We start from the raw sequence: 24,391 nt of genomic DNA, 5'->3' as shown, positions 1-24,391 counted from the left end.
CCCGGATGGCAGGCATGCAGCTCTCCGCCCCAGCCTCTCCGGAGGCAAAGCCGATCTCCCAGCTGTTCCAAACGGCCTTTACCGACGCTGCCACTGCAGAGGAAGGCACTCTGGTGGCAGGTTTGGTGACTGCTTTGCTGGCCGCGCCTGCAGAGGCCCATGTACAGGTCTTCACAGCCCAGCAGGACCAGGCTCTGACGGGCTGTATCCTGTTCTCACCGCTGCATTACCCGCAGGACACACGCCGCGTGGCCCTGCTGTCACCGGTTGCCGTGCATCCAGACTGGCAAGGCAAGGGCGTTGGCTCGGCCCTGATCCGATTTGGTCTGGAACAGTTGCGGCTGGACGGTACAGAAATTGCGGTCACCTACGGCGATCCCGCATACTACGGCCGGTTCGGCTTTCGTCAGGTGACGGCACAAGAGTTGCCGCCGCCGCACCCGCTCAGCCAGCCCGCCGGTTGGCAGGCAATGACAACGGCCGACACCTCAACGGATGCCGCCTCCTTTGCGCCGCTGCAGGGGCCCTGCACGTGCCTCCAGCCGTTCGACGACCCCGCCCTGTGGTAAGCGGAGTTCAGGCCAGACGACCCACTCAAGGCTCACCACCGGTCAAGCCTTTCCCTCACAGTTAAGACCTGCGCCCGTCGCGCGCCATCACGCTGCCCGGGCCGGAGCCAGATAAATAAGACCCCCGCAAGCCTTGGGCTGCGGGGGTCTTTTTATCGAGCGTACAGCCCTGATGTCATGGAGCGCCCAGGCTCGTGGCAATGGGTTTACTCTGCCGCTTCCGCCGGACCGTCCTCGGGCTTGGGCTTGGGTTTCGCCCGGGTGCGCGGCTTCTTGGCCGGCTTGGCCTCTGCGCTGCTGTCGGCAGCGGCCGCGCCGCCCTCGTCGGAGCCCGCCTGCGGCTGCGCGTCGGGCTGCGCTTCGCCCTTGGCGTCGGATTTCGCGTCGGCCTTGGCGGCAGGTTTGCGGGTGCGCGGCTTGCGCTGCGCTGGCTTCTTGGGTTGCGCCTCGGCCGCGGCATCCTCCTGGCCGTGGTTTTCCGGCGTTTCCACCAGACCGCTGCCTTCGCCGTTGCCGTTGTCACCGCGCGGGTCGATCACCTCGGGCTGGGGTGCCGAAGCCGGATCCGCCGGGGCGGCAGCTGCTGCCGCGGCCTCGCGCTCCTGGCGCTCCAGCCGTTCGGCGCGCTCGCGGTCACGCTCAGCCTGGCGTTCGCGGTTCTGACGTTCCTGCTCCTCGCGGCGCGCCTCGATCTCACGCTGCGCCTCGTTGAGCATGCGCAGGTAATGTTCGGCGTGCTGCTGGAAATTCTCGGTCGCAACACGGTCATTGCTCAGCTGGGCGTCACGGGCCAACTGGTTGTATTTATCGATGATCTGCTGCGGGGTTCCGCGCACCTTACCCTCGGGGCCGGAGCTGTCGAACACGCGGTTCACGACATTGGCGCCGTTCGGGCGGTTACGGTTCGACTTGGAACGTGAACGTGATTTGGAAGATCTCATCTGCCTAACGTCAGCCTTGAATTGATGCGCCGCAGACCCAAACATGCGCGCCTCAGCGCCGGATCATCAGCTATTTTGGGCTTGTAGCCGCGGGAACGCCTATAAGGCATTCTCCTCGAGCGGCTTTCTTTGAGTAACCCGTTTTTGGAGCCTCAGACAAGGGGCACAATGGGGTTTTCGGCGTTTTTTCTGACGAAAACCCTATTTATCGCGCTATTTTTCGCTGAAAGGCGGCAAATGCGCGCAGACAACCCGGTCCCGGCCATCAAGGTCCGGCAGAACGGTGATACCGCTCATCCCCGCCTCTTCGAGCAAAGCGCTGACGGCAGCGCCCTGCGTCGGGCCAATTTCCAGCAGAAGCCGCCCACCGGGCTCCAGATGCGCCGCGATACCCGCCGCAATCATCCGATATGCACCCAACCCGTCGCCACCATCGGTCAGCGCGATGTCAGGCTCATGCTCCCGCACCTCCCGCGACAGCCCCTCCATTTCTTCCAGCGCGATATAGGGTGGGTTGGACACGACCAGGTCAAAGCGCCCCTCAACGTCGGAAAACCAATCCGATTGGCGAATGTCCACACGCGCCTCCACCCGGTGCAGGATAGCGTTGGCGCTGGCCTGCAAACAGGCGGCCTCACTGATGTCGACCCCCAGCCCCGTTGCCTCCGGCCGTTCAGCCAGCAGAGTTACAAGGATGCACCCCGACCCCAATCCAAGGTCCAGAACCCGTGTAAAGGGCTGCGCCAGGGCGGCCTCGATCAGGATCTCGGTTTCCGGGCGCGGGTCGAGAACGTCCCGCGACACCTTGAAGCGACGCCCGTAGAACTCCCGTTCCCCCAAGAGGTGCGACACCGGCACGCGGATCGCCCGCAACGAAATCAGCTGTTCATAGCGTTCTGCAACTTCGCTCTCCAGCTCTTCCGGCGCGATCAGCGTGACCCGGCTGGCCTCGATCCGCGCCGCATGCGCAAGCAACAGCCGCGCGTCCCGCGCCGGGTCGGGTACCCCCGCCCCTCGCAACCGTGCCGTTGCCGCCGCCATCGCCTGTGCTGCGGTTTCCGCCATGGTCACTGCCCCATCTCGGCCAGAAGCCGCGCCTGGTTGTCCGCGGTCAGCGCGTCGATCACTTCGTCCAGATCACCGCCCATCACCTGCTCCAGCTTGTAAAGCGTCAGGTTGATGCGGTGATCGGTCATGCGGCCCTGCGGAAAATTGTAGGTACGGATACGCTCAGAACGGTCGCCCGAGCCGACCTGGCTGGCGCGGTCCGCCGAGCGCTCGCTGTCGATCCGCTGCCGCTCGGCATCATAGAGCCGCGCCTTCAGCACCTGCATCGCGATCTCGCGGTTGCGGTGCTGTGATTTTTCCGAGCTCGTCACCACGATACCGGTAGGAAGATGGGTAATCCGCACGGCGGAGTCGGTGGTGTTCACATGCTGCCCACCCGCACCGGAGGACCGCATGGTGTCGATCCGCAGATCATTCGGATCGATTTGAATGTCCACGTCCTCGGCTTCCGGCAGCACCGCCACGGTGGCGGCCGAGGTGTGAATGCGCCCACCGCTTTCGGTCGCGGGCACCCGCTGCACCCGATGGACGCCGGATTCATACTTCAGCCGGGCAAAGACATTCTCGCCCTTGATATGCGCCACGACTTCCTTGATGCCGCCCAGTTCGGTCGCCTGCTCTTCGATGATGTCGAACTTCCAGCCGCGCGCCTCGGCGTAACGCTGGTACATGCGCAGAAGGTCCCCGGCAAACAGCGCCGCCTCGTCGCCGCCGGTGCCGGGGCGGATCTCCAGCATGGCCGGGCGCGCATCGGCCGCATCCTTGGGCAGCAGCGCCAGCTGCAACGCGCGCTCAGCCTCGGGGATCGCGGCCTTCAGCGCCGGGATCTCTTCCTCGGCCAGATCCTTCATGTCCGGATCCCCCAGCATCGCTTCGGCCTCCGCCAGATCGCTCAGCAGCTTGCGGTAGGCGCTCACCTGCTCGGCCACCGGGCGCAGGTCAGAATACTCCTTGGCGAGGGCCGCAATGTCGCCGCCCCCGGTGCCATCCGCCATGGCAGCTTCAAGATACTGAAACCGTTGCAGGATTTGTTCCAGCCGTTCCTCGGGGATCATGGACGCGCCTATTCTTGTTCATGTTTTGGCAGTTGACCCCCATGTGATATGCTAGAGCCATGCGACATGCCAGAGTCCTTATTAGCACAATCTTCATGGGCCTGCCTTCCACAGCCGCGCTGGCGGATGTGACCGGACCGGGTGGCAAAACCATCGACTGCTACTGCACCGATAAATCCGGTGCCCGCGTCGAACTGGGCGAGATGCGCTGCCTGCAGGTGGACGGGCGCATGTTCATGGCGCAGTGCCAGATGTCGCTGAACGTGCCGATGTGGCGCGAGGTGCAAAGCAGCTGCCTGTCGGCCTCGCTGCCCACAGCCCCCTCGGCATCGCCCTCGCCGCCGGAACTGCCGCAGCTCGCGCCCTCTTCGCAGCCAGACCCGCGCCGCCTGTAGCGGGCGGGCAGAAGCTCAGCGGGGATGCCTTGGCTGCTCCCGGCATCCCCGCCCCGTCACTTTAGTCCACGAATGGGGTGGAGCCGTCCCAGACGCCGCTGCTTGCCCTCGGCACCGTTGTCGGCGCGGATGTGGTCGGCGGCTTAGCCACGATGTGGTCCTGGCCTGTGCCCGCGATGGCCGCGGCAGGTCCCCCAGCGGCACATCTGCCCGAAAATATCTTGTAATCCGGTGCGGTTGGCAGGACGGAGACTCGGAAGTCAGCAACCGGACGATTGCCGCACAAGGTGTTCGCGGCGTGGGAGCGGATTTCCTGCTCGGTCCAGTCAGCACCGGAACTACCGCTGAACCGGCCATTCCCGTCATAGTCGAACCGCAGCTCATTGCTCGCGGGGGCACCACCGCAGGCCGCCAACAGCGCGCAACAGGCCAGCGTCAACCCCGGCCCGGTAAACTTCTTGCTCATGGGAAATCCTCTTTATCCAATTAAAACAATGCTCTTGCGACTAGCCTACAGTCACCTCCCAGCGATGGAAAGCCCCGTCATTGCGTCGCGCAGCATCGGGTCAAGGGGGCGCAACCACCGCCCCCCAGCGCGGCTTGCCCTTGACGCGGAATGACGATCTCACGCGGGCCCACGTCCTAAGGGGAGCTCTGATCCCTGACACAGCACCGAAACACAGCCGCTTTCGTCGCGGGGAAGCGCCCGCACCGCGCCATTGCGCGGTGCCACGCCCAACGGTGAGAGGTTTTGCAAGAAACCCGCGAACCGGCGGGAGAACCACCGAGCAGATCAGGGCGCGTCCCACTCCATCTCGGCCAGCCATCGGTTGATGCGCTCGCGGTTGGCCCCCAGGTCAGAGCGGCCAAAGCGCAGGCGCGCGTAGACCTTCAGCAAATCGCCATCCTGCGCAGCCGTGGTGTAATCGGGGAAGCCCAGCACCTGGGTGCGGGTGATATAGGTCACCATGCCATCCTGCGGCCCGCCCGCCAGAACGCTGGTGCGCGGCGCCGAGCTGGCGATCTGGTGGAAACGCTCCAGCCCTCCAGGGCCGGTGCGCACCACGCGGAAGACGCCACCCTGAAACTCCTTATCCTCGGACAGTTCCGGCTGGGTGTTCCAGTCCAGGGGATCGCTCGGCGCCAAGCGGATAAAGCCCAGCACAGCGACAACTGCAGCCAGGGCCAGCCAGACCAGCAGCATCAGTCGCTTCATTGCGCAATCAAGGTCAAGCCCTGCCTCCTCCTCGCGCCCACCGCGGCGGCAGGTCCTGCCCAGCGCCGGTCGCTTACCTCGTCTTCACTCCCGGCAGCACGCACAACAGCTCATACAGCAGGTTGGCGCCAACCAGTGCCGTATTGCCCGAGGGATCATAGGGCGGCGAGACCTCGACCAGGTCACAGCCGACGATATTGATCCCACGCAGCGCACGGATCAGCTCCAGCGCCTGCGGCGTGGTCAGCCCGCCGATTTCAGGCGTGCCGGTGCCCGGCGCATAGGCCGGATCAAGGCTATCGATATCATAAGAGACATAGACCGGCCTATTGCCGATATCGCGACGAATTTCCGCACCCATCTGGTGCAGCGAGCGCCCCCACAACTCCTGCGCCGGGAAATGCTGAAAGCCCCAGCCCTGCGCCTCGGAGAAATCGGTGGCCGCATAGCCGGTGCCACGGATGCCAATCTGATAGGTCTTGTCGGGAACGATCAGCCCTTCCTCGTAGGCGCGGCGGAACACGGTACCGTGGGTTTCGCGCTCGCCGAACATCTCGTCGTTCACATCCGCATGGGCATCGACATGCACCAGCGCCACCGGGCCGTATTTGTCGGCAATGGCGCGCAGGATCGGCAGGGTGATCGAATGATCGCCGCCCATCGCCATCGGGATCACCCCACCCGAGAGAATGGCCTCATAGCTTTCCTGGATGATGCGCAGCGAATCCGGCAGCGAGAAGGTGTTGATCGCCAGATCGCCGATATCGGCCACGTTCAGGCTGTCAAAGGGCGCCGCACCAGTCGCCATGTTGTAGGGGCGCAGCATCGCGCTTTCGGCGCGGATCTGCTTGGGGCCAAAGCGTGTCCCCGACCGCCAGGAGGTGCCGATATCCATCGGCACCCCAAGAACCGCCACGTCCAGACCTTCCAGCGAGGTTGCCTGCGGCAGCCGCATGAAGGTGTTCGGGCCCGAAAACCGCGCCAGGTCATTTCCGCTGATCGGTTGATTGAACTCAGTCATTGTCCCTCATGTTCCAGCCCAGAAGGCAGATGATCTCCATCGCCACATGTGCCCCGGCAATAGCAGTTGCACCCGTGGTGTCAAAGGGGGGAGAGACCTCGACCACGTCGCCCCCCTTGAGATTGATGCCCGCAATGCCACGCAGGATGCGCGCCGCCTGGGCCGAGGTCAGCCCGCCCCAGACCGGCGTGCCGGTGCCGGGCGCATAGGCTGGGTCCAGCCCGTCGATGTCAAAGCTCAGGTAAGCGGGGCGCTCACCGACGATCTCCCTGATCCGCCGCGCGGTCTCATCCGGGCCGATCTCATGCACGGTGGGGGCGTCGATGATGTTCACACCCAGCGTGTCCTCGTTGGTGGTACGGATGCCCACCTGCACCGAGGTCGCCGGATCCACGATGCCCGATTTCACCGCCTTGTAGAACATGGTGCCGTGATCCACGCGGGAGAAATCGTCATCCGCCCAGGTGTCGGTATGGGCATCGAACTGCACCAGCGAGATCGGCCCGTATTTCTCGGCATAGGCCTTCAGGATCGGAAAGCTGATGTAGTGGTCGCCACCCAGCGTGACGGATGCGGTATCGGTCTCCAGGATGCCGCGGATGTGCTGGGTCAGCGTCTCAGGCAGGGCCGGCACATTGGCATAGTCGAACGCCAGGTCGCCATAGTCGACGATTGCCAGCTCGCTCAGCGGATCATAGCCCCAGCCATAGGGCGCATCCGGGCTTTGCAGCGCACTGGCCTCGCGGATCGCCCGCGGTCCCAGCCGGGTGCCGGGGCGGTTGGTGACGGCTTGATCAAATGGCACACCCGTCACCGCGATATCGGCATGGGTCAGGTCCTTGGTATACCGGCGACGCAGGAAGGATAGCGCCCCGCCAAAGGTATTCTCGAACGTCAGCCCTTTCAGGTCATCCCGCGTAAAAGCCTGGTCAACCTGCGTTTTGGCATCTTCCAGCGCCATGTCGTCACCTCTCTGCTGTGAACGCGGCCGGATGGCCGCCAGTAATTTGATCAAATACCGGCTTCCGGCGCGCTTGTCACCTCTCCGCGGCGGCTGCTGTTCAGCTCAGGGGCTGCGCGCGCTCCACCAGCCGGGCAAAGAAGGAGGCACCGATCGGCGCGATCTCATCGTTGAAGTCATACTTGGGGTGATGCAGCCCGGCGCTCTCGCCCTGGCCCAGGAACAGATAGGCACCGGGGCGGGCCTGCAGCATATAGGAGAAATCCTCTGCCCCCATCTCGCGGCCGCCGTCAGGTTCGACATTGTCGGCACCCGAAATTTCACGCGCGACCTCCACGGCGAACCCGGCCTTTTCCGCATCGTTGATGGTCGCCGGGTAGCCGACCTCATACTTGAGCTCCGCTTCGACGCCATAGCTGGCGGCCTGCCCCGCCACGATTTGCTGCATCCGCTGCATCACCATCTTCTGCACCTGCGGATTGAAGGTGCGCACGGTGCCGTTGATGTAGGCGGTGTCGGGGATCACGTTGTCGACGGTGCCGGTGTGGATCTGGGTGACCGAGACCACCAGGTCCTCCAGCGTGTGGTGGTTGCGGCTGACGATGGTCTGGATCGCCTGGGCGATGCCGCAGGCGGCCATCACCGGGTCGCGGGTCTCATGCGGCATGGCGCCGTGACCGCCCTTGCCCTGGATATGGATGTGAAAGGTGTCCACCGCCGCCATCAGCGCGCCCGGCGTGGTCAGGAACTGGCCGACCGGCAGACCCGGCGCATTGTGCAGCGCATAGACCTCGCCGATGTCGAAGCGCTCCATGATGCCTTCCTCGACCATGATGCGGGCCCCGCCAATGGCTTCCTCGGCAGGCTGGAAGATCAGCGCCACGCGGCCGCGGAAGCTGCGCGTCTCCGCCAGGTATTTCGCCGCCCCCAGCAGCATGGTGGTATGGCCGTCATGGCCGCAGGCATGCATGTTGCCCGCATGGGCAGAGGCATAATCGGCACCGGTTTCTTCCGGGATCGGCAGCGCATCCATATCCGCGCGCAGGCCGATGGTCGGCCCCTCACCCTGCCCGTTGATGATCGCCACCATGCCGCTGGTGGCAATGCCCTCGTGCAGCTCGTCCACGCCGATCTCGCGCAGCCGCTCGGCCACAAAGGCCGCGGTCTTGGGCAGGTCCAGCGCCAGTTCCGGGATCTGGTGCAGATGCCGCCGCCAGGTCTTCATTTCATCGGCATAATCGGCAATTCGGTTGACGACCGGCATGGGGGTGGACTCCTGTTCCAGACTCGGGATGATGCATCTGACACTGAACCAAGCTGAGCCGCAATGCCCGAAACTGACCTTATCCACAATGAGACCGCCGGCATCGAACGCCTGCTGGAAATCATGGCGCGCCTGCGCGACCCCAAGACCGGCTGCCCCTGGGATATCGAGCAGGACTTCGCCTCCATCGCTCCCTACACCATTGAAGAGGCTTACGAAGTTGCCGACGCCATCGAACGCGAAGCCTGGGATGAGCTGAAAGGCGAGCTGGGCGACCTTCTGTTCCAGTCGGTCTTTCACGCCCAGATGGCCGCCGAGGCGGGACATTTCACCTTTCAGGACGTGGTCACCACCATGGCCAACAAGATGGTCAGCCGTCACCCGCATGTCTTCGGCGACGAAAGCCGTGAGAAATCCGCCGAACAGCAGACCCGGGACTGGGAGGCAATCAAGGCGGCCGAGCGCGCCGAGAAATCCGAGACCGGCACGCTGGACGGGGTTGCCATCGGCCTGCCCGCCCTCTTGCGCGCCTACAAGCTGCAGAAACGCGCCGCGCGGGTCGGCTTTGACTGGCCCTCGGCCGACAACGTCATCGCCAAGATCCACGAGGAATGCGCCGAGCTGGTCGAGGCCCGCGACAGCCTCTCCCAGGCCGAGGTCGAAGAGGAATTCGGCGACCTTCTCTTCGTGATGGCCAACCTCGGCCGCCATCTGGGAGTGGAGCCCGAAGCCGCCCTGCGCGCCGCCAACGCCAAGTTCACCCGCCGCTTCGAGGGCGTCGAGGCCCGGCTCGCCGCCCGCGGCAAACGCCCCGAGGACAGCGACCTTGCCGAAATGGACGCGCTGTGGGAGGCGGTCAAGGCGGACGAGCGCGGCGAAGCCTGACCCGGCTTTCATCTTTCTTCAAATACTCAAAATCCGGAATCGCAACCCCGCACCGCCGCTGGCAGGAACACCAAGCCCCCGCCCCAGCCAGCCAAGGTGGATCAATCCGCCACCGCGGCCGCACCGATGGATGCCCAATCAACAGCGGAGAGGACCATGAGCCGCAGAAAGATCATCATCGACACCGACCCGGGACAGGACGACGCCGTCGCCATCCTGTTGGCGCTGGCCAGCCCCGAGGAGCTGGACCTGCTGGCCATCACCTGCGTGGCCGGAAATGTCCCGCTGCACCGCACCCAGACCAATGCCCGCATCGTGCTAGAGGCCGCGGGACGCACCGATGTGCCCGTCTACGCCGGCTGCCCTGCGCCGCTGCACCGTCCGCTGGTAACGGCAGAACACGTGCATGGGAAAACAGGCCTCGACGGCCCGGAACTGTGGGAGCCGCAAATGCCACTGGCGGAAGGCTCCGCGGTCGACGCCATCATCGATGCGCTGCGCAGCCACGACCCGGGCACCGTGACGCTTTGCACCCTGGGGCCGCTGACCAACATCGCCGCCGCCTTCAACACCGCCCCTGACATCATCAGCCGCGTGCAGGAAGTGGTGATGATGGGCGGTGCCTATTTCGAGGTCGGCAACATCACCCCCGCGGCCGAATTCAACATCTACGTCGACCCGGAAGCAGCTGAAACCGTGTTCAAATCCGGCGCGCCCATCACCGTGATGCCATTGGACGTGACGCACAAGGTGCTGGCCACCCGCCCGCGCATCGAGGCGATCCGCGCACTGGACAGTCGGGTTGGTCGCTTCACGGCCGAGATGCTGGACTTCTTCGAACGTTTCGACGTGGCAAAATACGGCTCCGAAGGCGGCCCGCTGCATGACCCCTGCGTCATCGCCTGGCTGCTGCGGCCCGAGCTGTTTTCCGGCCGCCACGTCAATGTCGAGGTTGAGACCCGCTCTGATCTCACTCTGGGCATGACCGTCGCCGATTGGTGGCGGGTGACGGACCGGACGCCCAACGCGCTGTTCATCGGCGACGCCGATGCAGACGGCTTCTTCGAGCTGCTGACACTACGGCTGGCGCGGCTATGAGCGCCGCCCTGCATCTCGCCAAGCCCGAGCACCTCGAACAGGTGTTGTCTCTGGTCGCCGCCTTTCACGCCGAAACCGGCCTGGACAGCAGCGATGAGCATCGCCGCGCCGGAATCGCGCCGCTGCTGGAGGGGCACCCCTACGGTGCGGTCTACCTAATCGGCCCCACCCGGGCACCGATCGGCTACATCATCATTACCTTTGGCTGGTCGGTCGAATTCGGCGGCATGGACGGGTTCGTCGACGAGCTCTACATCCGCCCCGCCGTACGCGGACGCGGCATCGCAACCGAGGTTCTGACCGAACTGCCGAAATCACTGGCATCCGCCGGTCTGAGGGCCCTGCATCTGGAAGTGGACCGCACCAATGAAACCGCCCAGCGGCTCTACCTGCGCACCCGGTTCCAGCCGCGCGCCAACTACATCCTGATGACCAAAGACCTCTGAGGGCGCGCCCCTGGCCACGGCGAAACAGGGGGCACAGCGGTTTTCCGCCTATTCCCGCCAGCCGTTCACTTTTTGCGGAACAATTCTCTCACAGCAAGAGTTCTACTGTCATCTGCGGCCCGACAGCGGGCTGCATGAACCTATGCAAATGGAGACTTTACATGACCTTCCGCTGGATCGCCGTTCTTGCAAGCACTGCTACCCTGGGCCTGGGCGCCTGCACCAACATGACGCCGGAACAGCGCACCGTGGCCGGTGTCGCCGGTGGTGCCGCCGCTGGCCTGATTGCCGCCGACGCGCTGAAGGCTGACGACGACTGGAAGCTGATCGCAGCACTTGGTGGCGCCGCTGCCGGCACCATGGTTGCGCAGAACAACCAGACCAAGCAGTGCGCCTATTCCCGCGGTGACGGCACCTACTACACCGCACCGTGCTGATCTGATCGCCCCCGCTGACGCCCTACCCCGGCCCGTTCAGGGCGTCAGCGCCACCGCGTCTTCGGCCTCGCGGTACTTACAGCCCCTGTGGCAAGGCCGTTACCGAAACGATATTCATCCGATGTACCGGATCAGTATCCGAAACCGGAGCGCCGCTGAACGGATAACTCCCGGTGTAACTGCATCCCAAAAGTGCTGAAAGACATGCACAGATTGCGACTGTGCGAAGCGTTCGCATGGTCATGGCCTGTTCCCCTTTCCGGCAACGTCAAAAGCGCTGCACACCGAAAATTTACCATAAAACCACCGCAACCTTCTGTGACCACGGCCACAGAAGGACAGGTTTTTTGGGGCAGCAGCCGCGCGCTCGCGAAAAACCCCGCCAGTTTCCTGACGGGGTCACGGCGGGAGCGAGCCCGCCGACGTCCTTGGGTCCTGCACTTACTTCAGGATGGAACGACCTGCGTATTCCGCAACTTCGCCCAGCATTTCCTCGATGCGGATCAGCTGGTTGTATTTCGCCAACCGGTCCGAGCGGGCCAGCGAGCCGGTCTTGATCTGGCCGCAGTTGGTTGCGACTGCCAGATCGGCAATGGTGGCGTCCTCGGTCTCGCCCGAGCGGTGCGACATCACGTTGGTGTAGCGCGCGCGATGCGCCATATCGACCGCCTTCAGGGTCTCGGTCAGGGTGCCGATCTGGTTCACCTTCACCAGCATCGAGTTAGCGACGCCACGCTCGATACCATCTGCCAGGCGGGCCGGGTTGGTCACGAACAGGTCGTCGCCCACCAGCTGCACCTTGCCGCCGATCTTGTCGGTCAGCAGCTTCCAGCCATCCCAGTCATCTTCGGACATGCCGTCTTCGATGGAGATGATCGGATAGTCGTTGACCAGCGCCGCCAGGTAGTCGGCGTTTTCTTCCGAGGTCAGGGTCTTGCCCTCGCCCGCCAGAACGTACTTGCCGTCCTTGTAGTATTCGGTCGCCGCGCAGTCGAGCGCCAGGTAGATTTCCTCGCCCGGCTTGTAGCCCGCCTTCTCGATCGACTTCAGGATGAAGTCCAGCGCCTCGCGGGAAGAACCGATGTTGGGCGCAAAGCCGCCCTCGTCGCCGATGCCGGTGCTCAGACCCGCCGCCGACAGCTCTTTCTTCAGGGTGTGGAACACTTCGGAGCCCATGCGCACCGCGTCGCGAATGTTTTCCGCGGCCACCGGCATGATCATGAATTCCTGGATGTCGATCGGGTTGTCGGCATGCTCGCCGCCATTGATGATGTTCATCATCGGCACCGGCAGAACACGGGCCGAGGTGCCGCCGATGTAGCGGTACAGCGGCTGCGAGGTGAAATCTGCCGCCGCTTTCGCCACCGCCATGGAGACGCCCAGAATGGCGTTGGCGCCAAGGCGGCCCTTGTTGTCGGTGCCGTCCAGCTCGATCATCGCCTGGTCCACCGCGACCTGCTCGGTCGCGTCAAAGCCCACCAGCTCCTCGGCGATCTCGCCGTTCACAGCGGCCACCGCTTCCAGCACGCCTTTGCCCATGTAGCGGGACGTGTCGCCGTCGCGCTTTTCCACCGCCTCATAGGCGCCGGTCGATGCACCCGAGGGCACCGCGGCGCGGCCCATGGTGCCGTCTTCCAGCACGACGTCGACCTCCACCGTCGGGTTGCCCCGGCTGTCGAGGATTTCGCGGGCGTGAATGTCGATAATGGTGCTCATCTGTCCATCCTTGATTGGGCCAAAAGCGGCGCGTTCCGTTGCCAGCGTCATAGCAGTCGGCGCGGAAAAGTAAACCGCCCTCGTTATCGCTAACGCACCTATTCTCGGGAGTTTAGGGCTAACATTTCACTGTTTGCGCCAACGGCCAGCGCAGGATGGGGATGCGGGCGTCAGGCCGTGGCGCGACCGGCCTGCAACTGCGCCGCCCGCCGCCGGGCCTGGCGCGCCAGCCGCTGTTCGCGCACGAAGGTGTAAAGCCCGGAACCGATGATCAGCGCCGCCCCCGCCAGGGTCAGCGCGTCGGGCCTCTCGCCAAAGACCACCACGCCCACGAGGATCGAGAACAGCAACCGCGTGTAGCGAAACGGTGTCACCGCCGCCGCATCCCCAACCCGCATTGCCACCACGATCCCGTAGTACCCCAGGACGCCGAACAGGCTGCCCCCCAGCAACATGCCCCATTCCACGCCCTCCAGCATCTGGGCATCGCCCGGCGTGAAGGTGAGCAACAAGGCGCCCGCCGGGATCAGCGTGATATAGGCCTGAAAGCTCACGACTGAAGACGGAACCGCGCTGTTCATCGTGCGCGTCAACAAGTCCCGGGCCGCCACGCCCAACACCGCAATCACCACCAGCAGGGCCGCGGGCTCAAATCCGTCCAGCCCCGGTCGGATGATCAACAGCACCCCGGCGAAACCGGTGCAGATCGCCAACCAGCGCCGCCAGCCCACGTCCTCGCCCAGAAATAGCGCCGCCCCCATCGTGATGACCAGCGGCGTCGCCTGGAACACGGCCGCAACCGTGGAAATCTCGACCCGCGCCAGCGCCGTTGCAAAGGCCATGGCCGAAACCATCTCGGTTGCGGCGCGCATCACCGGCTTCACCTGCCAGGCAGCCGGCGCAAACAGCGCCGCCCGCTGGGACTTGGCCAACAGTGCAAAGACCAGCGCGCAGATCATGCCCAGCAGCATCAGGATCTGGCCCACCGGCAGCGAGCCCGACAGGCGCTTGATGAACATGTCCTCAAGCGTGAAGAACGCCATCGACGCGATGACCAGCAGAATGCCATGCAGATTGTTCATTGAAGCGCGCTCCTGTTGCTTGCCGACGGGCGTGCCGGACGTCCGGGGACAAAAGCGACAATTCGGCGGCGCGACAACTCTGATTGCGACAGGCGCCCATGACTTGCTGTGAGGCGTCGCATCACCATTCGTGATGCAACGGCGCATTGTTCATGACCGCAAGCCCCCGGCTCGCGGCATCGCCCGGCGGGCAGTGCCGCTGACCTCAGTCCGCCTTGCGCGGCACCCCGTAAAGTTCCAGCTTGTGCCCGCGCAACTCGTACCCCAGCTTGCGGGCGATCTTTTCCTGCAACTCCTCGATCTCGGGGTCGCAGAACTCGATCACCTCGCCGGTGTTCATGTCGATCAGGTGGTCATGATGTTCGCGATCGGCGTCCTCGTAGCGCGCGCGGCCGTCGCCGAACTCCAGCCGCTCCAGGATGCCGGCTTCCTCGAACAACTTGACGGTCCGGTACACCGTGGCGATCGAGATCGCCGCATCCCGTGCGCTGGCGCGCGCGTAAAGTTCCTCTACGTCCGGGTGGTCGTCGCTGTCCTGCAGCACCCGTGCAATCACCCGGCGCTGGCCGGTCATCCGCAGCCCCTTGGCCTCGCATCGGGCGATTATCGTCTCTCGCATCGGTGTCCTCGCGGTCTTCTGGCCTTTCTCTTTAGCGGATGCGCCCAGCGCCGAAAACAGGCTTTTCGCCCTCATCAACAGTTGACATTCGCCTTATCCACAGCCATCTAGCGCAAAGGCATCCCTCCCTGCCGCGTGAGCAGAGACCAAAACCGGCCGCGCCTATCAGCGCTCAACCAATCGTCCGGGGTCTAGTGATATGCCGCCATTCCCAAAATCACGCGTGGGGATTTCAGAGGCCAGCAGCCTGGCATCCGGCCAGTGCACGCCCGAGGTCCCTGACCCGCAAGATACCACCGCGTTGCGGTGGATCCGGCCCGTGCAATCCGCAGGGCCGTGAAAGGACAATACGTGACTGAATTTTCGACCATGGGGCTGCCCGAGCAGCTCCTCGCCCGGCTCAAGGACATGGGCCTCAACGATCCCACCCCGATCCAGGCCCGCGCCATCCCCCATGCGCTGAACGGCAAGGACGTGCTGGGCCTGGCCCAGACCGGTACCGGCAAAACCGCCGCCTTCGGCGTGCCGCTGGTGGCACGGATGCTGGAATACGGCCGCAAGCCCGCCGCCCATACCGTGCGCGGCCTGGTGCTGGCCCCCACCCGCGAGCTGGCCAACCAGATCGCCGACACCCTGAAGGGGCTGACTGAAGGCACCCCGATGAAGGTCGGCCTGGTGGTCGGCGGCGTTTCCATCAACCCGCAGATCTCCCGCATCGCCAAGGGCACCGACATCCTGGTCGCCACCCCCGGCCGCCTGATCGACATCCTCGACCGCGGCGCGCTGGACCTCGGCTCCTGCGACTTCCTGGTGCTCGACGAGGCCGACCAGATGCTGGACCTCGGCTTCATCCATACCCTGCGCAAGATCGCGGCGCTGATCCCGTCCGAACGCCAGACCATGCTGTTCTCGGCCACCATGCCCAAGCAGATGAACGAGATCGCCAATTCCTACCTGCAACGCCCGGTCCGGATCGAGGTCTCGCCCCCGGGCAAGGCCGCGGACAAGATCACCCAGTCGGTGCACTTCATCGCCAAGGCGGAAAAGCTGAACCTCTTGAAGGAGCTTTTGGACACCCACAAGGACGAGCGCACGCTGGTCTTCGGCCGCACCAAATGGGGTATGGAAAAGCTGATGAAGACCCTGGACAAGGCAGGCTTTGCAGCTGCCGCGATCCACGGCAACAAGAGCCAGGGCCAGCGTGAGCGCGCCCTTGCCGCCTTCAAATCCGGCGACATCAAGGTGCTGGTCGCCACCGATGTGGCCGCCCGCGGTCTCGACATTCCGGATGTGAAGTACGTCTACAACTACGAACTGCCGAACGTGCCGGACGCCTATGTCCACCGCATTGGCCGCACCGCCCGTGCTGGCAAGGACGGCGCCGCCGTGGCCTTCTGCGCCCCGGATGAGATGGATGAGCTGAAGGCGATCCAGAAGGTGATGAAGCTGACCATCCCCGTGGCCTCCGGCCGCGCCTGGGAGGCAATGCCCGATCCCGCGGCCCCCGCCGGTAAACCGGGCGGCAAGCCCGGCGGACGTCGCGGCGGTCCGCGTCGCCGGGGCGGTGGCGGCCAGGGGGGCAACGGTGCCCAGGGCGGCCAGAACGCCAGACCGCAGGGCGCCAAGCCCGGCGGTCAGCGCCGCCGCAGCCAGAAGCAGCGCGCCCGCTGATCGCGCCCCATCCGCCAGCGCCGGGTCAAGGGTCCCGCAGGGACCGCGCGGCACGCGCGGCCTGCCCTTGACGCGGTGCTGGCGGATCACACACTTGCAATGGCGCTGACGGGCAGACCTGCCCGTCAGCGCCTCTCAGCATAAAATCCATGGCCAGATGAGCGGTGCGGAGCGGCGGCAATTGATCCGCAACCCGCCTCCTATGCCCCCCCTTGCGCTGCGCAGCAGCGCCGGGCCCAAGCCTGCCAGGGCGGTTCAGGCGCAGCCTGAAACACCCGCAGGCGCGGGAGCCCCTCTCCCCCGCCCCACACCGCCTTGAACGTTTCACACCGCCTGGAAATCCGCCCAGACCGGCAGATGGTCCGAGGCCACATGCGCCGGCCGTGCGCCATGCACCCCATGCGCCACCGCCTTCAGCCGGTGGCAATGGGCGATGCGGTCCAGCGCGCCCAGCGGCCGCAGCGCCGGAAAGCTGGCCTTGCGCGGCAGGAAGGTCAGGGAGGGCGCGATATGCTCCAGCACCGGCGCGCGGGACCATTCGTTGAAATCCCCCGCCAGCACCACCGCCGCATCATCGGCCTTGGCGGCGCGGGCCAGCGCGCGCATCTGCTCGCGCCGGGCGCGCCCTGTCAGTCCCAGATGCGCACCGATCACCCGCAGCGGTCCCAGCGGCGTATCAAACCGCACCCAGACCGCGCCGCGCGGCTCCAGCCCCGGCAGCGTGATGTGGCCCTTGTCCGTCAACTCGACCGCGCCGCGGTAGAGGACCGCATTGCCGTGCCAGCCTAAGGAGCCAGCACCGCCCAGGTCCGCCGCCTGCCAGCCGGTTTCCTCGACCAGGAACGGCGGCAGTGCCGCAGGCCGCGGCGGCAGCCGCTTGTCGGCCTCCTGCAGGACCGCGACCTGTGCGCCCAGCCGCTCCAGCACCTGCAGGATACGCTCGGGCCGCCGTCGCATGTCCATGCCGACGCATTTCTGAATGTTATAGGTCGCGATCCGCAACCCGTTCCGGGGTGGATGATCCGGCATCTGCGCCCTCCGCTGTCCTGCCGCCAGATTGACCCGTCCAGCGCCGCCTTACAAGCAGATCGCACCGCCTTGGCTGGCCCAGCTCCTGCGGCACCGCTGGACACGGACGGCGTTCCGGTGCAAGTCTGCCGTATGGATCCCACCGCTCAGACAACCGGCCCGAAGACCTGCATCCGAATTACCATCCCGGCCTGAACCGCCGGGCCGGGTCACCCTGTCTGAACACTTTTCTTCCCACCTCTCATACAAAGCCGGCGCACCGCGCCGCACGCGGGGTCCTTCCATGACTTCTTCCCACCCGACTTCCCACCCAACGCTCCACATGTTCTGCGGCAAGATCGCCGCGGGCAAATCCACCCTGGCGGCTCAGCTTGCCCGCCAGCCCGGCACGCTCCTGATCGCCGAGGACCGCTGGCTCGCGGCGCTGTTTGCCGGTCAGCTCCGCACCGGCGCCGATTACCTGCGCTGCAGCGGCCGGCTGCAATCCATCATGGCCCCGCACGTCGCGGCGCTGCTGGACAGCGGCCTGTCGGTGGTGCTGGATTTTGCCGCCAATACGCGCCAGCAGCGGCACTGGCTGCGCGGCCTTGCCAGCCGCAGCGGCCTGCGCCACCAGATGCACGTGCTGCTGCCGCCGGATGCGGTCTGCCTCGCAAGGCTGCGCAGCCGCAACGCAAGCGGGGATCACCCCTTTGCCGCAACCGAGGCGCAGTTCCACCAGTTTGCCAAGCACTTCCAACCGCCCGCGGCGGATGAAGGCTTTGAGCTTGTCTACCACGATCAGCCGGGCTGAGGCGGACCGGCGGCTCAGGTGCCGCAGAAGGTCGCCTGCACCACTTCCTCCGGCGCGGGCGGGCGCTGCAGGTCTGCGTGCTCCGGCTGCTCCTCATAGGGGCGCGCCAACACTGTAGTCAGCCGGTGGAAAGGCGCGAAATCCCCGGCCACCGCACTGGCAATCATCTCCTCGATGCGGTGGTTGCGCGGGATGAAGGCCGGGTTGGTGCGGCGCATCAGCGCCTGCGGGTCCGGCTCTCCCTCCAGCCGAGCCTGCCAGCCTTCGGCCCAGCTGTCGAAGGCCGCCGGATCGGTGAACTGGTCCCGCGCATCGCCCGTGCCCAGCGCCCGGAACGTGTTGGTGAAATCGCTCTGGTTCTGCGCCATCCGCTCCAGCAGGCCGGTGACCAGCTCCAGGTCGCCCGCGCGCGCCGAGGTGATCCCCAGCTTGGCCCGGAACCGCGCCAGCCAGGCCTCCTCCAGGAGCTTCGGCATCGCGTGAACGATCTCGGTGGCTTCCTCGACACCGGCCTGCGGATCTTCCAACTGCTGGATCAGCGCGGTGGCCAGTTGGGCCAGGTTCCACACGGCGATATTGGGCTGGTTGGCATAGGCATAGCGTCCGCCCCGATCGATCGAGGAAAACACCGTATTAGGATGATACACATCCATGAAGGCGCAAGGCCCGTAGTCGATCGTCTCGCCCGAGATGGAGGAGTTGTCCGTATTCATCACCCCGTGGATGAACCCCACCGACATCCAGGCCGAGACCAGCGTCACCTGCGCGTCACGCACCGCCCGCAGCAGCCCCATCGGCCCCTCGGCGTCCGGATAATGGCGGGCAATCGCATACTCCGTCAGCTGCCGCAGGCTGTCGGTGTCGCCGCGCGCGGCAAAGACCTGGAACGTGCCCACCCGCAGATGGCTGGCCGCCACCCGCGTCAGCACCGCACCGGGCAGGCCGCCCTCGCGCCACACGGTCTCGCCCGTGGCCACCGCCGCCAGCGCGCGGGTGGTGGGGATGCGCAAGCTGTGCATCGCCTCGCTTACCACGTATTCACGCAGCACCGGTCCCAGCCAGGCACGCCCGTCGCCGCCCCGCGAATAGGGCGTGCGCCCCGAGCCTTTCAGCTGGATGTCGCGGCGGATGCCGTCGCTCCCCACCACCTCACCCAGCAGGATCGCGCGCCCGTCGCCCAGCTGCGGATTGTAGGTGCCAAACTGGTGCCCGGCATAAAGCTGCGCCAGGGGCTCGGCCCCCTCGGGCACAATGTTGCCGCCAAAGACCTGCGCCATCTCGGCCGCGTCCCCGGCGCTGATGCCCAGCACCGCGGCCAGGTCTTCGTTAAAGGCCAGCAGGTCCGGCGCCTTCACCGGCACCGGCGGCAGTTTGCTGTGGAAGGCCCCAGGCAGGGCGGCGTATGTATTGTCGAACGGGATCATCAGTGTCATGGCCCAAACATATGCCCGGAACCGGGATTTACCAGCACCAAACGGGAGATACTCCAGATGACCGCGGACCAGATCATTGAGCACCTCGGCCTGCAGCAGCACCCCGAGGGCGGCTGGTACAAGGAAACCTGGCGCGCCGAAAATGACGGCCGCCCCACCGGCACCTGCATCTATTTCCTGCTGAAGGGCGATGAGCGCAGCCACTGGCACCGTGTCGATGCGGCCGAGATCTGGCTCTACCACGCCGGAGCACCGCTGGTGCTGTCGATGGCGGCAAGCGATGCAGGCCCGGCACAGGACCATCTGCTGACGCCCGATCTGACCAAGGGCGCACTGCAACTAGTGGTGCCCGAGGGCCACTGGCAGGCCGCCCGCAGCACCGGCGACTACACGCTGGTCAGCTGCACGGTTTCACCCGGTTTCCAGTTCGAAGGCTTTGAGCTGGCAGCGCCCGGTTTCGACATCCCGCGCTGACCTGTCGGCGGGCGCGCGCCCGTTACGCGGACCATGGCGAACTTTTCACAAAGCTCTCGCCCCAGCTGCCGCCTGTCACGCCTCGCCGGGCACGCTGACCACGCCGCCGCCGACGCAGGCGCTGACGCCCGTGGTGCCCGGGGCCGAGGTCGGCAACCCCCGCGCAACCCGCACCGCCAGATGGGCAAAGGCCTGCGCTTCCAGCATGTCACCGTCCAGCCCCACGCCCTCAACCGGCTTCACCGGGCAGTCCAGCGACACCCGCAGCATCTCCATCAACACCGGGTTATGTCGCCCGCCGCCAGTGGCCAGCACCATTTCGGGCGGCTCCGGGCAATGCTCCATCCCCTGCGCCACCCCGGCAGCGCACATCGCCGTCAGCGTGGCTGCGGCATCGGCATCAGACAGTTCCTTGACCAAGGAGACCATCTCGGCAAAATCGTTCCGGTCCAGCGACTTGGGCGGCATTCGCGCGAAATAGGGCTCGGCCAGGAACAGCTCCAGCGCGCCGGTTTCCACGGTGCCAGACCGCGCCACCTTGCCGTCCACGTCCCACGGGATGCCCAGCCGCTCCTGCACCAGATCATTGACCGGCGCATTGGCCGGGCCGGTGTCAAAGGCAATCAGCGCGCCCGCGTCTTCGGGACGTTCAAACCGCGGATCGACATAGGTGAGGTTGCCCACCCCACCGAGGTTCAGAAAGCACAACGGCCGGGTCGCACCGATGTATTTCGCGCAGGCGAAGTGAAAGAACGGCGCCAGCGGCGCGCCCTCCCCGCCCATCGCCACGTCATCGCTGCGGAAATCCCAGACCACGGGCTTGCCCAGCCGTTCTGCCAGCGCCGCGCCGTCGCCCACCTGCAGCGTGCCCTGGCGGCGCGGCGCATGGGCCAGGGTCTGACCGTGAAAACCGATGATCTCGGCCTCGCTGAACCCCGCCAGCACCTCCGCATGGACGCGGTCGCAGACCTCCGCCGCAGCCTCGACCTCCGGCCCGGTCCATTTGCCGAGACCCGCACGCAGCACCTCGCGCTCTGCCGCGGTGTATTCGCGGTAGCGGCTCTTGCCAAAGCTCTGGATGCGCTCGCCGTCGGTCACCACCTCAGCCGCATCCACCCCGTCCAGCGAGGTGCCGCTCATCGCGCCCAAGGCCCGCACCATCCCAGTCTTTGGGCCAGTCCTTGGGCCAGCCTTCGGGCCCGTCTTTGCGCCTGTCCTTGCGCCCGCTCTTGCGATGGCTCTGCCCATCCGCCTGCCCCTTCACAGCCTCCGGGCCTGCCCTGCCCGTTCGCGCGGATACTACCGCGCATAAATTGCCGGGAAAACAGGTTCCAACCCGCGCGGATGCGATTTATAGGGGCTAGGTGCAAACCAAGAGACCGAGGCATGTCATGACCTACACTCCCAAATCGGATTTCATCGCTGTAATGATGGAACGCGGCTATCTGGCCGACTGCACCGATTATCAGGGCCTGGACGAGGCGCTGCTGAAGGGGGTTCAGCCTGCCTATATCGGTTATGACGCCACCGCGCAGTCGCTGCACGTGGGGCACCTGTTGAACATCATGATGCTGCGCTGGCTCCAAAAGACCGGCCACAAACCGATCACCCTGATGGGCGGCGGCACCACCAAGGTGGGCGACCCCTCGTTCCGTTCGGACGAGCGCCCGCTGCTGGGCCCCGAACAGATCGACGCCAATATTGCCGGTATGAAAAAGGTCTTCGCCAATTACCTGACCTACGGCGACGGCGAAAACGACGCCATCATGCTCAACAACGCCGAGTGGCTCGACAATCTGAACTACCTCGAATTCCTGCGCGACATCGGCCGCCATTTCTCGGTGAACCGGATGCTGTCGTTCGAGTCCGTGAAATCGCGCCTCGACCGCGAGCAGTCGCTGTCGTTCCTGGAATTCAACTACATGATCCTGCAGGCCTATGACTTCATGGAGCTGAACCGCCGCTACGGCTGCATCCTGCAGATGGGCGGCTCGGACCAGTGGGGCAACATCGTCAACGGCATCGACCTCACCCGCCGGGTGATCGACCACGAGGTCTACGGCCTCACCTCGCCGCTGCTGACCACCTCGGACGGCCGCAAGATGGGCAAGTCCCAGGGCGGCGCGATCTGGCTCAATGGCGAGATGCTCTCGCCGTATGAGTTCTGGCAGTTCTGGCGCAACACCACCGACGCCGACGTCGGCCGCTTCCTCAAGCTCTATACCGAGCTGCCGGTTGACGAATGCGAGCGCCTTGGCGCGCTGCAAGGCTCCGAGATCAACGAGGGCAAGGTGATCCTCGCCAATGAGGTGACCAAGCTCTTGCACGGTCCCGAGGCCGCGGCGGCAGCCGAAGCCACCGCCCGCGAAGTATTTGAAAAGGGCGGCATCGGTGACGACCTGCCCACGCTGACCCTGTCGCCTGCGGATCTGGGCGACGGCATCTCGATCGTGCAGCTGATCGTGAAGTCGGGGCTGGCGAAATCCGGCAAAGACGCCAAGCGCCTGATCGCCGAGAACGGCGCCAAGCTGGATGACCAGCCGCTGACCGACGCAGGCCTGATGATCGACGCAGGCGCGCTCACGTCGCCGATCAAGCTCAGCGCAGGCAAAAAGCGCCACGCGCTGGTGCAGCTGGCCGACTGAGCCACCGACCTCACCACCCGTCAAAGGGAGCCTTCGGGCTCCCTTTTTTTCATGCTGTTCCAGCCCCTCCCGCCCATTCCAGTGCCATCGCAGATGGAACTTCATGGTTGGGCCGGGCAGCACGCTCCCGCGTGCTGCGGCAGCTCTGCCCTTTCAATGTCTCCGCCCACGGCAACGGACTCAGCGCCCACCCCGCCCAGGCCGGGTCAAGGGCGGCAAAGCCGCCGTGCGCAGCACGGTTCACCCTTGACGCGGCCAGGGCGAACATAAACTGGTACTGGCGCTGATGGGCAGACCTGCCCTTCAGCGCCTCTCAGCGGATCTTCCTGCTGCGCCAGCAGCCCGCCGCGCAGCGGCGCCCGGCCCAAGGCCGTAAAAGATGCTCTGGCGCAGCCAGAACATCTGCGGGCGCGGGAGCCTCTCCCCGCGCAAAGCAGTCACGCAGCGCCACCTAAAACAGCAGCCAATCCGCCAGCGTCAACAGCAGGAAAACCGGCACCGACAATGCCGCCGCCAGCAGCACCGCTGCCGCCCTGGTCACCCGCGGCGCCGGCGCAGACTGGCCCAGAACTTCACTTCGCTTTTTCATCGCTTTATTAACCATCATTTAGGTTTCCAGCGCGTTAATACGGTGCATGTTCGATCGCCCCCCGGAACCCGCCGCAACCACCACCGCACGTCCAGCCGCGCTGCAGCAATCCGCAGAATTTGCCCGCGCCCTCGGCGCCTGCGGCCAGACCCCGCTTTGGCTGGCCGGTACCCTGCATTCCCCCGACGTGCTGGTGCTGCGCCGCCGCTTTGCGGGCGGGCTCCACGCCGCCATGATCAACCGTGCACCAGTTGACGATCTGCCGGGACTTATCGCCCGGTTGCGCGCAACCGGCCTTGGCCGCACGCCACTGATCCTGACCCCCGAAACTGCGCCCCCGGACCTGGCCCACCACGGCGCCGTGCCGCTGATGAGCCCCGCCCATGTTGCCCTGCTGGACCTCACCCCGGATCCGCAGCAGCGCCGCGCCGCGCTGCATCAGAAATGGCGCAACCGGCTGAACCACGCCGCCGCCCAAGGCCTGCGCCTGACCCGCCAGAACATGCCGGACGACCCCGACCACTGGCTGCTCGCCGCCGACAGCGCCCAGCAGGCGGCGCGCGGCTACCGCAGCTGGCCGGTGCCGCTGACGCTGGCCTATGCGCGGCAGAACAAGGGCCGCGCCAAACTGTTCCAGGCCTTCGAGGGCCGCGAGCCCGTCGCCGCCATGCTGATCCTGACCCACGGCAGCGGCGCAAACAGCGCCGCCAGCTATCACATCGCCCATTCCACCGCCCGCGGCCGCCATCTCAGCGCCCATAACCTCCTGATGTGGGAGGCAATGTCCTGGCTCGCCGCCAAGGGCGTCCGCCAGCTCGACCTCGGGCTGATCAACACAGAGGACGCCGCTGGCCTTGCCCGGTTCAAGCTCGGCACCGGCGCGAGCCTGCACCGCCTCGGCGGCACCTGGGCGCTCTGGCCGCCGCTGGGCCGCCTGCTGCGCCCGCTCGCCGCGCTGGACCGACGGCTGATGCAGGCCTAGCG

Annotated in this window: 26 protein-coding genes; 11 read left to right on the top strand and 15 right to left on the bottom strand. The window is 65.7% G+C overall.

The genetic code is table 11. The annotated features are described in order from the left end of the window. Positions 1-14 precede the first annotated feature (14 nt). The gene (locus tag AB9K35_RS05250) at positions 15-569 is read left to right on the top strand and encodes a GNAT family N-acetyltransferase (RefSeq protein ID WP_369924802.1); all 555 of its coding nucleotides are present in this window, start codon (positions 15-17) and stop codon (positions 567-569) included. 206 nt (positions 570-775) lie between these two features. On the opposite strand, the gene AB9K35_RS05245 is transcribed toward AB9K35_RS05250, so the two are convergent. The 3 genes from AB9K35_RS05245 to prfA all read right to left on the bottom strand — a co-directional run bounded on the left by AB9K35_RS05245 (position 776) and on the right by prfA (position 3,633). Further along, positions 776-1,510 carry a DUF4167 domain-containing protein gene (locus tag AB9K35_RS05245; protein ID WP_222453411.1) on the bottom strand — a complete coding sequence of 245 codons (735 nt, stop codon included), beginning with the start codon at positions 1,508-1,510 and terminating at the stop codon, positions 776-778. A 213-nt stretch (positions 1,511-1,723) separates the two neighbouring features. Next, on the bottom strand, positions 1,724-2,575 hold the full coding sequence (prmC, locus tag AB9K35_RS05240) for a peptide chain release factor N(5)-glutamine methyltransferase (RefSeq protein WP_369924801.1): 852 nt from the start codon (positions 2,573-2,575) through the stop codon (positions 1,724-1,726). Between the two features lie 2 nt (positions 2,576-2,577). Beyond that, positions 2,578-3,633: a peptide chain release factor 1 gene (prfA, locus tag AB9K35_RS05235; protein WP_369924800.1), complete on the bottom strand. Its 1,056-nt coding sequence runs from the start codon at positions 3,631-3,633 to the stop codon at positions 2,578-2,580. A 59-nt stretch (positions 3,634-3,692) separates the two neighbouring features. Between prfA and AB9K35_RS05230 the strand changes: the two genes are divergently transcribed. Next, on the top strand, positions 3,693-4,028 hold the full coding sequence (locus tag AB9K35_RS05230; protein ID WP_369924799.1) for a hypothetical protein: 336 nt from the start codon (positions 3,693-3,695) through the stop codon (positions 4,026-4,028). Positions 4,029-4,089: 61 nt separating this feature from the next. Here the strand turns inward: AB9K35_RS05230 and AB9K35_RS05225 are convergent, their stop codons facing one another. The 5 genes from AB9K35_RS05225 to AB9K35_RS05205 all read right to left on the bottom strand — a co-directional run bounded on the left by AB9K35_RS05225 (position 4,090) and on the right by AB9K35_RS05205 (position 8,490). Next, on the bottom strand, positions 4,090-4,494 hold the full coding sequence (locus tag AB9K35_RS05225; protein ID WP_369924798.1) for a hypothetical protein: 405 nt from the start codon (positions 4,492-4,494) through the stop codon (positions 4,090-4,092). Between the two features lie 327 nt (positions 4,495-4,821). Then, entirely contained in the window at positions 4,822-5,244 is a 423-nt protein-coding gene (locus AB9K35_RS05220; RefSeq protein WP_222453416.1) for a DUF1499 domain-containing protein, read from the bottom strand. A 73-nt stretch (positions 5,245-5,317) separates the two neighbouring features. Then, a complete protein-coding gene (speB, locus tag AB9K35_RS05215; RefSeq protein ID WP_222453417.1) occupies positions 5,318-6,265 on the bottom strand; it encodes an agmatinase in 948 nt (315 codons plus the stop codon). Further along, positions 6,258-7,226: an agmatinase gene (gene speB, locus AB9K35_RS05210; RefSeq protein ID WP_369924797.1), complete on the bottom strand. Its 969-nt coding sequence runs from the start codon at positions 7,224-7,226 to the stop codon at positions 6,258-6,260. The genes speB (AB9K35_RS05215) and speB (AB9K35_RS05210) overlap by 8 nt, the downstream gene beginning before the upstream one ends. A 100-nt stretch (positions 7,227-7,326) precedes the next feature. Beyond that, positions 7,327-8,490 (bottom strand): M20 aminoacylase family protein, encoded by a 1,164-nt coding sequence (locus AB9K35_RS05205; protein ID WP_369924796.1) that lies wholly within the window; start codon positions 8,488-8,490, stop codon positions 7,327-7,329. A gap of 63 nt (positions 8,491-8,553) precedes the next feature. Here AB9K35_RS05205 and mazG point away from each other — a divergent pair, with 63 nt between their 5' ends. The 4 genes from mazG (at position 8,554) to AB9K35_RS05185 (ending at position 11,356) form a co-directional block, all read left to right on the top strand. Further along, a complete protein-coding gene (gene mazG, locus AB9K35_RS05200) occupies positions 8,554-9,375 on the top strand; it encodes a nucleoside triphosphate pyrophosphohydrolase (RefSeq protein WP_369924795.1) in 822 nt (273 codons plus the stop codon). A 156-nt stretch (positions 9,376-9,531) separates the two neighbouring features. Further along, positions 9,532-10,473 (top strand): nucleoside hydrolase, encoded by a 942-nt coding sequence (locus tag AB9K35_RS05195; protein ID WP_369924793.1) that lies wholly within the window; start codon positions 9,532-9,534, stop codon positions 10,471-10,473. Continuing rightward, positions 10,470-10,919, top strand: coding sequence for a GNAT family N-acetyltransferase (locus tag AB9K35_RS05190; RefSeq protein ID WP_222453422.1), 450 nt, complete (start codon positions 10,470-10,472; stop codon positions 10,917-10,919). Before AB9K35_RS05195 ends, AB9K35_RS05190 begins: the two co-directional genes overlap by 4 nt. Before the next feature lie 161 nt (positions 10,920-11,080). Then, on the top strand, positions 11,081-11,356 hold the full coding sequence (locus AB9K35_RS05185) for a hypothetical protein (protein WP_222453423.1): 276 nt from the start codon (positions 11,081-11,083) through the stop codon (positions 11,354-11,356). 441 nt (positions 11,357-11,797) lie between these two features. Here the strand turns inward: AB9K35_RS05185 and eno are convergent, their stop codons facing one another. The 3 genes from eno to AB9K35_RS05170 form a co-directional block, all read right to left on the bottom strand. Beyond that, positions 11,798-13,072, bottom strand: coding sequence for a phosphopyruvate hydratase (eno, locus tag AB9K35_RS05180; protein WP_222453424.1), 1,275 nt, complete (start codon positions 13,070-13,072; stop codon positions 11,798-11,800). A gap of 170 nt (positions 13,073-13,242) precedes the next feature. Beyond that, positions 13,243-14,154: a DMT family transporter gene (locus AB9K35_RS05175; protein ID WP_369924792.1), complete on the bottom strand. Its 912-nt coding sequence runs from the start codon at positions 14,152-14,154 to the stop codon at positions 13,243-13,245. A 205-nt stretch (positions 14,155-14,359) separates the two neighbouring features. Beyond that, entirely contained in the window at positions 14,360-14,773 is a 414-nt protein-coding gene (locus tag AB9K35_RS05170; protein WP_369924791.1) for a Fur family transcriptional regulator, read from the bottom strand. Between the two features lie 351 nt (positions 14,774-15,124). Here AB9K35_RS05170 and AB9K35_RS05165 point away from each other — a divergent pair, with 351 nt between their 5' ends. Then, complete coding sequence (locus AB9K35_RS05165; RefSeq protein ID WP_369924790.1) at positions 15,125-16,444, top strand: DEAD/DEAH box helicase; 1,320 nt, start codon at positions 15,125-15,127, stop codon at positions 16,442-16,444. Positions 16,445-16,768: 324 nt separating this feature from the next. Here AB9K35_RS05165 and AB9K35_RS05160 read toward each other — a convergent pair whose 3' ends face one another. Further along, positions 16,769-17,473, bottom strand: a complete 705-nt coding sequence (locus AB9K35_RS05160) for an endonuclease/exonuclease/phosphatase family protein (RefSeq protein ID WP_369924789.1) — start codon at positions 17,471-17,473, stop codon at positions 16,769-16,771. 283 nt (positions 17,474-17,756) lie between these two features. Between AB9K35_RS05160 and AB9K35_RS05155 the strand changes: the two genes are divergently transcribed. Next, the gene (locus AB9K35_RS05155) at positions 17,757-18,266 is read left to right on the top strand and encodes an AAA family ATPase (protein WP_369924788.1); all 510 of its coding nucleotides are present in this window, start codon (positions 17,757-17,759) and stop codon (positions 18,264-18,266) included. A 14-nt stretch (positions 18,267-18,280) separates the two neighbouring features. Here AB9K35_RS05155 and AB9K35_RS05150 read toward each other — a convergent pair whose 3' ends face one another. After that, positions 18,281-19,699, bottom strand: coding sequence for a YdiU family protein (locus tag AB9K35_RS05150; RefSeq protein ID WP_369924787.1), 1,419 nt, complete (start codon positions 19,697-19,699; stop codon positions 18,281-18,283). A gap of 57 nt (positions 19,700-19,756) precedes the next feature. On the opposite strand from AB9K35_RS05150, the gene AB9K35_RS05145 reads away from it, so the two are divergent. After that, positions 19,757-20,173, top strand: coding sequence for a cupin domain-containing protein (locus tag AB9K35_RS05145; protein WP_369924786.1), 417 nt, complete (start codon positions 19,757-19,759; stop codon positions 20,171-20,173). Between the two features lie 75 nt (positions 20,174-20,248). Here the strand turns inward: AB9K35_RS05145 and AB9K35_RS05140 are convergent, their stop codons facing one another. Beyond that, positions 20,249-21,334 (bottom strand): anhydro-N-acetylmuramic acid kinase, encoded by a 1,086-nt coding sequence (locus AB9K35_RS05140; RefSeq protein WP_369924785.1) that lies wholly within the window; start codon positions 21,332-21,334, stop codon positions 20,249-20,251. A gap of 230 nt (positions 21,335-21,564) precedes the next feature. Here AB9K35_RS05140 and tyrS point away from each other — a divergent pair, with 230 nt between their 5' ends. Then, complete coding sequence (gene tyrS, locus AB9K35_RS05135; RefSeq protein ID WP_369924784.1) at positions 21,565-22,818, top strand: tyrosine--tRNA ligase; 1,254 nt, start codon at positions 21,565-21,567, stop codon at positions 22,816-22,818. Positions 22,819-23,269: 451 nt separating this feature from the next. On the opposite strand, the gene AB9K35_RS05130 is transcribed toward tyrS, so the two are convergent. After that, positions 23,270-23,425: a hypothetical protein gene (locus AB9K35_RS05130; protein WP_369924783.1), complete on the bottom strand. Its 156-nt coding sequence runs from the start codon at positions 23,423-23,425 to the stop codon at positions 23,270-23,272. A 28-nt stretch (positions 23,426-23,453) separates the two neighbouring features. On the opposite strand from AB9K35_RS05130, the gene AB9K35_RS05125 reads away from it, so the two are divergent. Continuing rightward, entirely contained in the window at positions 23,454-24,389 is a 936-nt protein-coding gene (locus tag AB9K35_RS05125; RefSeq protein ID WP_369924782.1) for a GNAT family N-acetyltransferase, read from the top strand. The last annotated feature ends 2 nt before the right edge of the window (positions 24,390-24,391 follow it).

The organism is Leisingera sp. XS_AS12 (genome assembly GCF_041224635.1).
GTDB lineage: Bacteria > Pseudomonadota > Alphaproteobacteria > Rhodobacterales > Rhodobacteraceae > Leisingera.
This window is presented reverse-complemented; position numbering and strand designations above follow the sequence as displayed.

Excerpts from the sequence above, each read along its gene's own strand:
- AB9K35_RS05250 (WP_369924802.1), top strand. The coding sequence starts at position 15 with ATGCAGCTCTCCGCCCCAGCCTCTCCGGAGGCAAAGCCGATCTCCCAG.
- AB9K35_RS05245 (WP_222453411.1), bottom strand. The coding sequence starts at position 1,510 with ATGAGATCTTCCAAATCACGTTCACGTTCCAAGTCGAACCGTAACCGC.
- prmC (WP_369924801.1), bottom strand. The coding sequence starts at position 2,575 with ATGGCGGAAACCGCAGCACAGGCGATGGCGGCGGCAACGGCACGGTTG.
- prfA (WP_369924800.1), bottom strand. The coding sequence starts at position 3,633 with ATGATCCCCGAGGAACGGCTGGAACAAATCCTGCAACGGTTTCAGTAT.
- AB9K35_RS05230 (WP_369924799.1), top strand. The coding sequence starts at position 3,693 with ATGCGACATGCCAGAGTCCTTATTAGCACAATCTTCATGGGCCTGCCT.
- AB9K35_RS05225 (WP_369924798.1), bottom strand. The coding sequence starts at position 4,494 with ATGAGCAAGAAGTTTACCGGGCCGGGGTTGACGCTGGCCTGTTGCGCG.
- AB9K35_RS05220 (WP_222453416.1), bottom strand. The coding sequence starts at position 5,244 with ATGAAGCGACTGATGCTGCTGGTCTGGCTGGCCCTGGCTGCAGTTGTC.
- speB (WP_222453417.1), bottom strand. The coding sequence starts at position 6,265 with ATGACTGAGTTCAATCAACCGATCAGCGGAAATGACCTGGCGCGGTTT.
- speB (WP_369924797.1), bottom strand. The coding sequence starts at position 7,226 with ATGGCGCTGGAAGATGCCAAAACGCAGGTTGACCAGGCTTTTACGCGG.
- AB9K35_RS05205 (WP_369924796.1), bottom strand. The coding sequence starts at position 8,490 with ATGCCGGTCGTCAACCGAATTGCCGATTATGCCGATGAAATGAAGACC.
- mazG (WP_369924795.1), top strand. The coding sequence starts at position 8,554 with ATGCCCGAAACTGACCTTATCCACAATGAGACCGCCGGCATCGAACGC.
- AB9K35_RS05195 (WP_369924793.1), top strand. The coding sequence starts at position 9,532 with ATGAGCCGCAGAAAGATCATCATCGACACCGACCCGGGACAGGACGAC.
- AB9K35_RS05190 (WP_222453422.1), top strand. The coding sequence starts at position 10,470 with ATGAGCGCCGCCCTGCATCTCGCCAAGCCCGAGCACCTCGAACAGGTG.
- AB9K35_RS05185 (WP_222453423.1), top strand. The coding sequence starts at position 11,081 with ATGACCTTCCGCTGGATCGCCGTTCTTGCAAGCACTGCTACCCTGGGC.
- eno (WP_222453424.1), bottom strand. The coding sequence starts at position 13,072 with ATGAGCACCATTATCGACATTCACGCCCGCGAAATCCTCGACAGCCGG.
- AB9K35_RS05175 (WP_369924792.1), bottom strand. The coding sequence starts at position 14,154 with ATGAACAATCTGCATGGCATTCTGCTGGTCATCGCGTCGATGGCGTTC.
- AB9K35_RS05170 (WP_369924791.1), bottom strand. The coding sequence starts at position 14,773 with ATGCGAGAGACGATAATCGCCCGATGCGAGGCCAAGGGGCTGCGGATG.
- AB9K35_RS05160 (WP_369924789.1), bottom strand. The coding sequence starts at position 17,473 with ATGCCGGATCATCCACCCCGGAACGGGTTGCGGATCGCGACCTATAAC.
- AB9K35_RS05155 (WP_369924788.1), top strand. The coding sequence starts at position 17,757 with ATGACTTCTTCCCACCCGACTTCCCACCCAACGCTCCACATGTTCTGC.
- AB9K35_RS05150 (WP_369924787.1), bottom strand. The coding sequence starts at position 19,699 with ATGACACTGATGATCCCGTTCGACAATACATACGCCGCCCTGCCTGGG.
- AB9K35_RS05145 (WP_369924786.1), top strand. The coding sequence starts at position 19,757 with ATGACCGCGGACCAGATCATTGAGCACCTCGGCCTGCAGCAGCACCCC.
- AB9K35_RS05140 (WP_369924785.1), bottom strand. The coding sequence starts at position 21,334 with ATGGTGCGGGCCTTGGGCGCGATGAGCGGCACCTCGCTGGACGGGGTG.
- tyrS (WP_369924784.1), top strand. The coding sequence starts at position 21,565 with ATGACCTACACTCCCAAATCGGATTTCATCGCTGTAATGATGGAACGC.
- AB9K35_RS05130 (WP_369924783.1), bottom strand. The coding sequence starts at position 23,425 with ATGATGGTTAATAAAGCGATGAAAAAGCGAAGTGAAGTTCTGGGCCAG.
- AB9K35_RS05125 (WP_369924782.1), top strand. The coding sequence starts at position 23,454 with ATGTTCGATCGCCCCCCGGAACCCGCCGCAACCACCACCGCACGTCCA.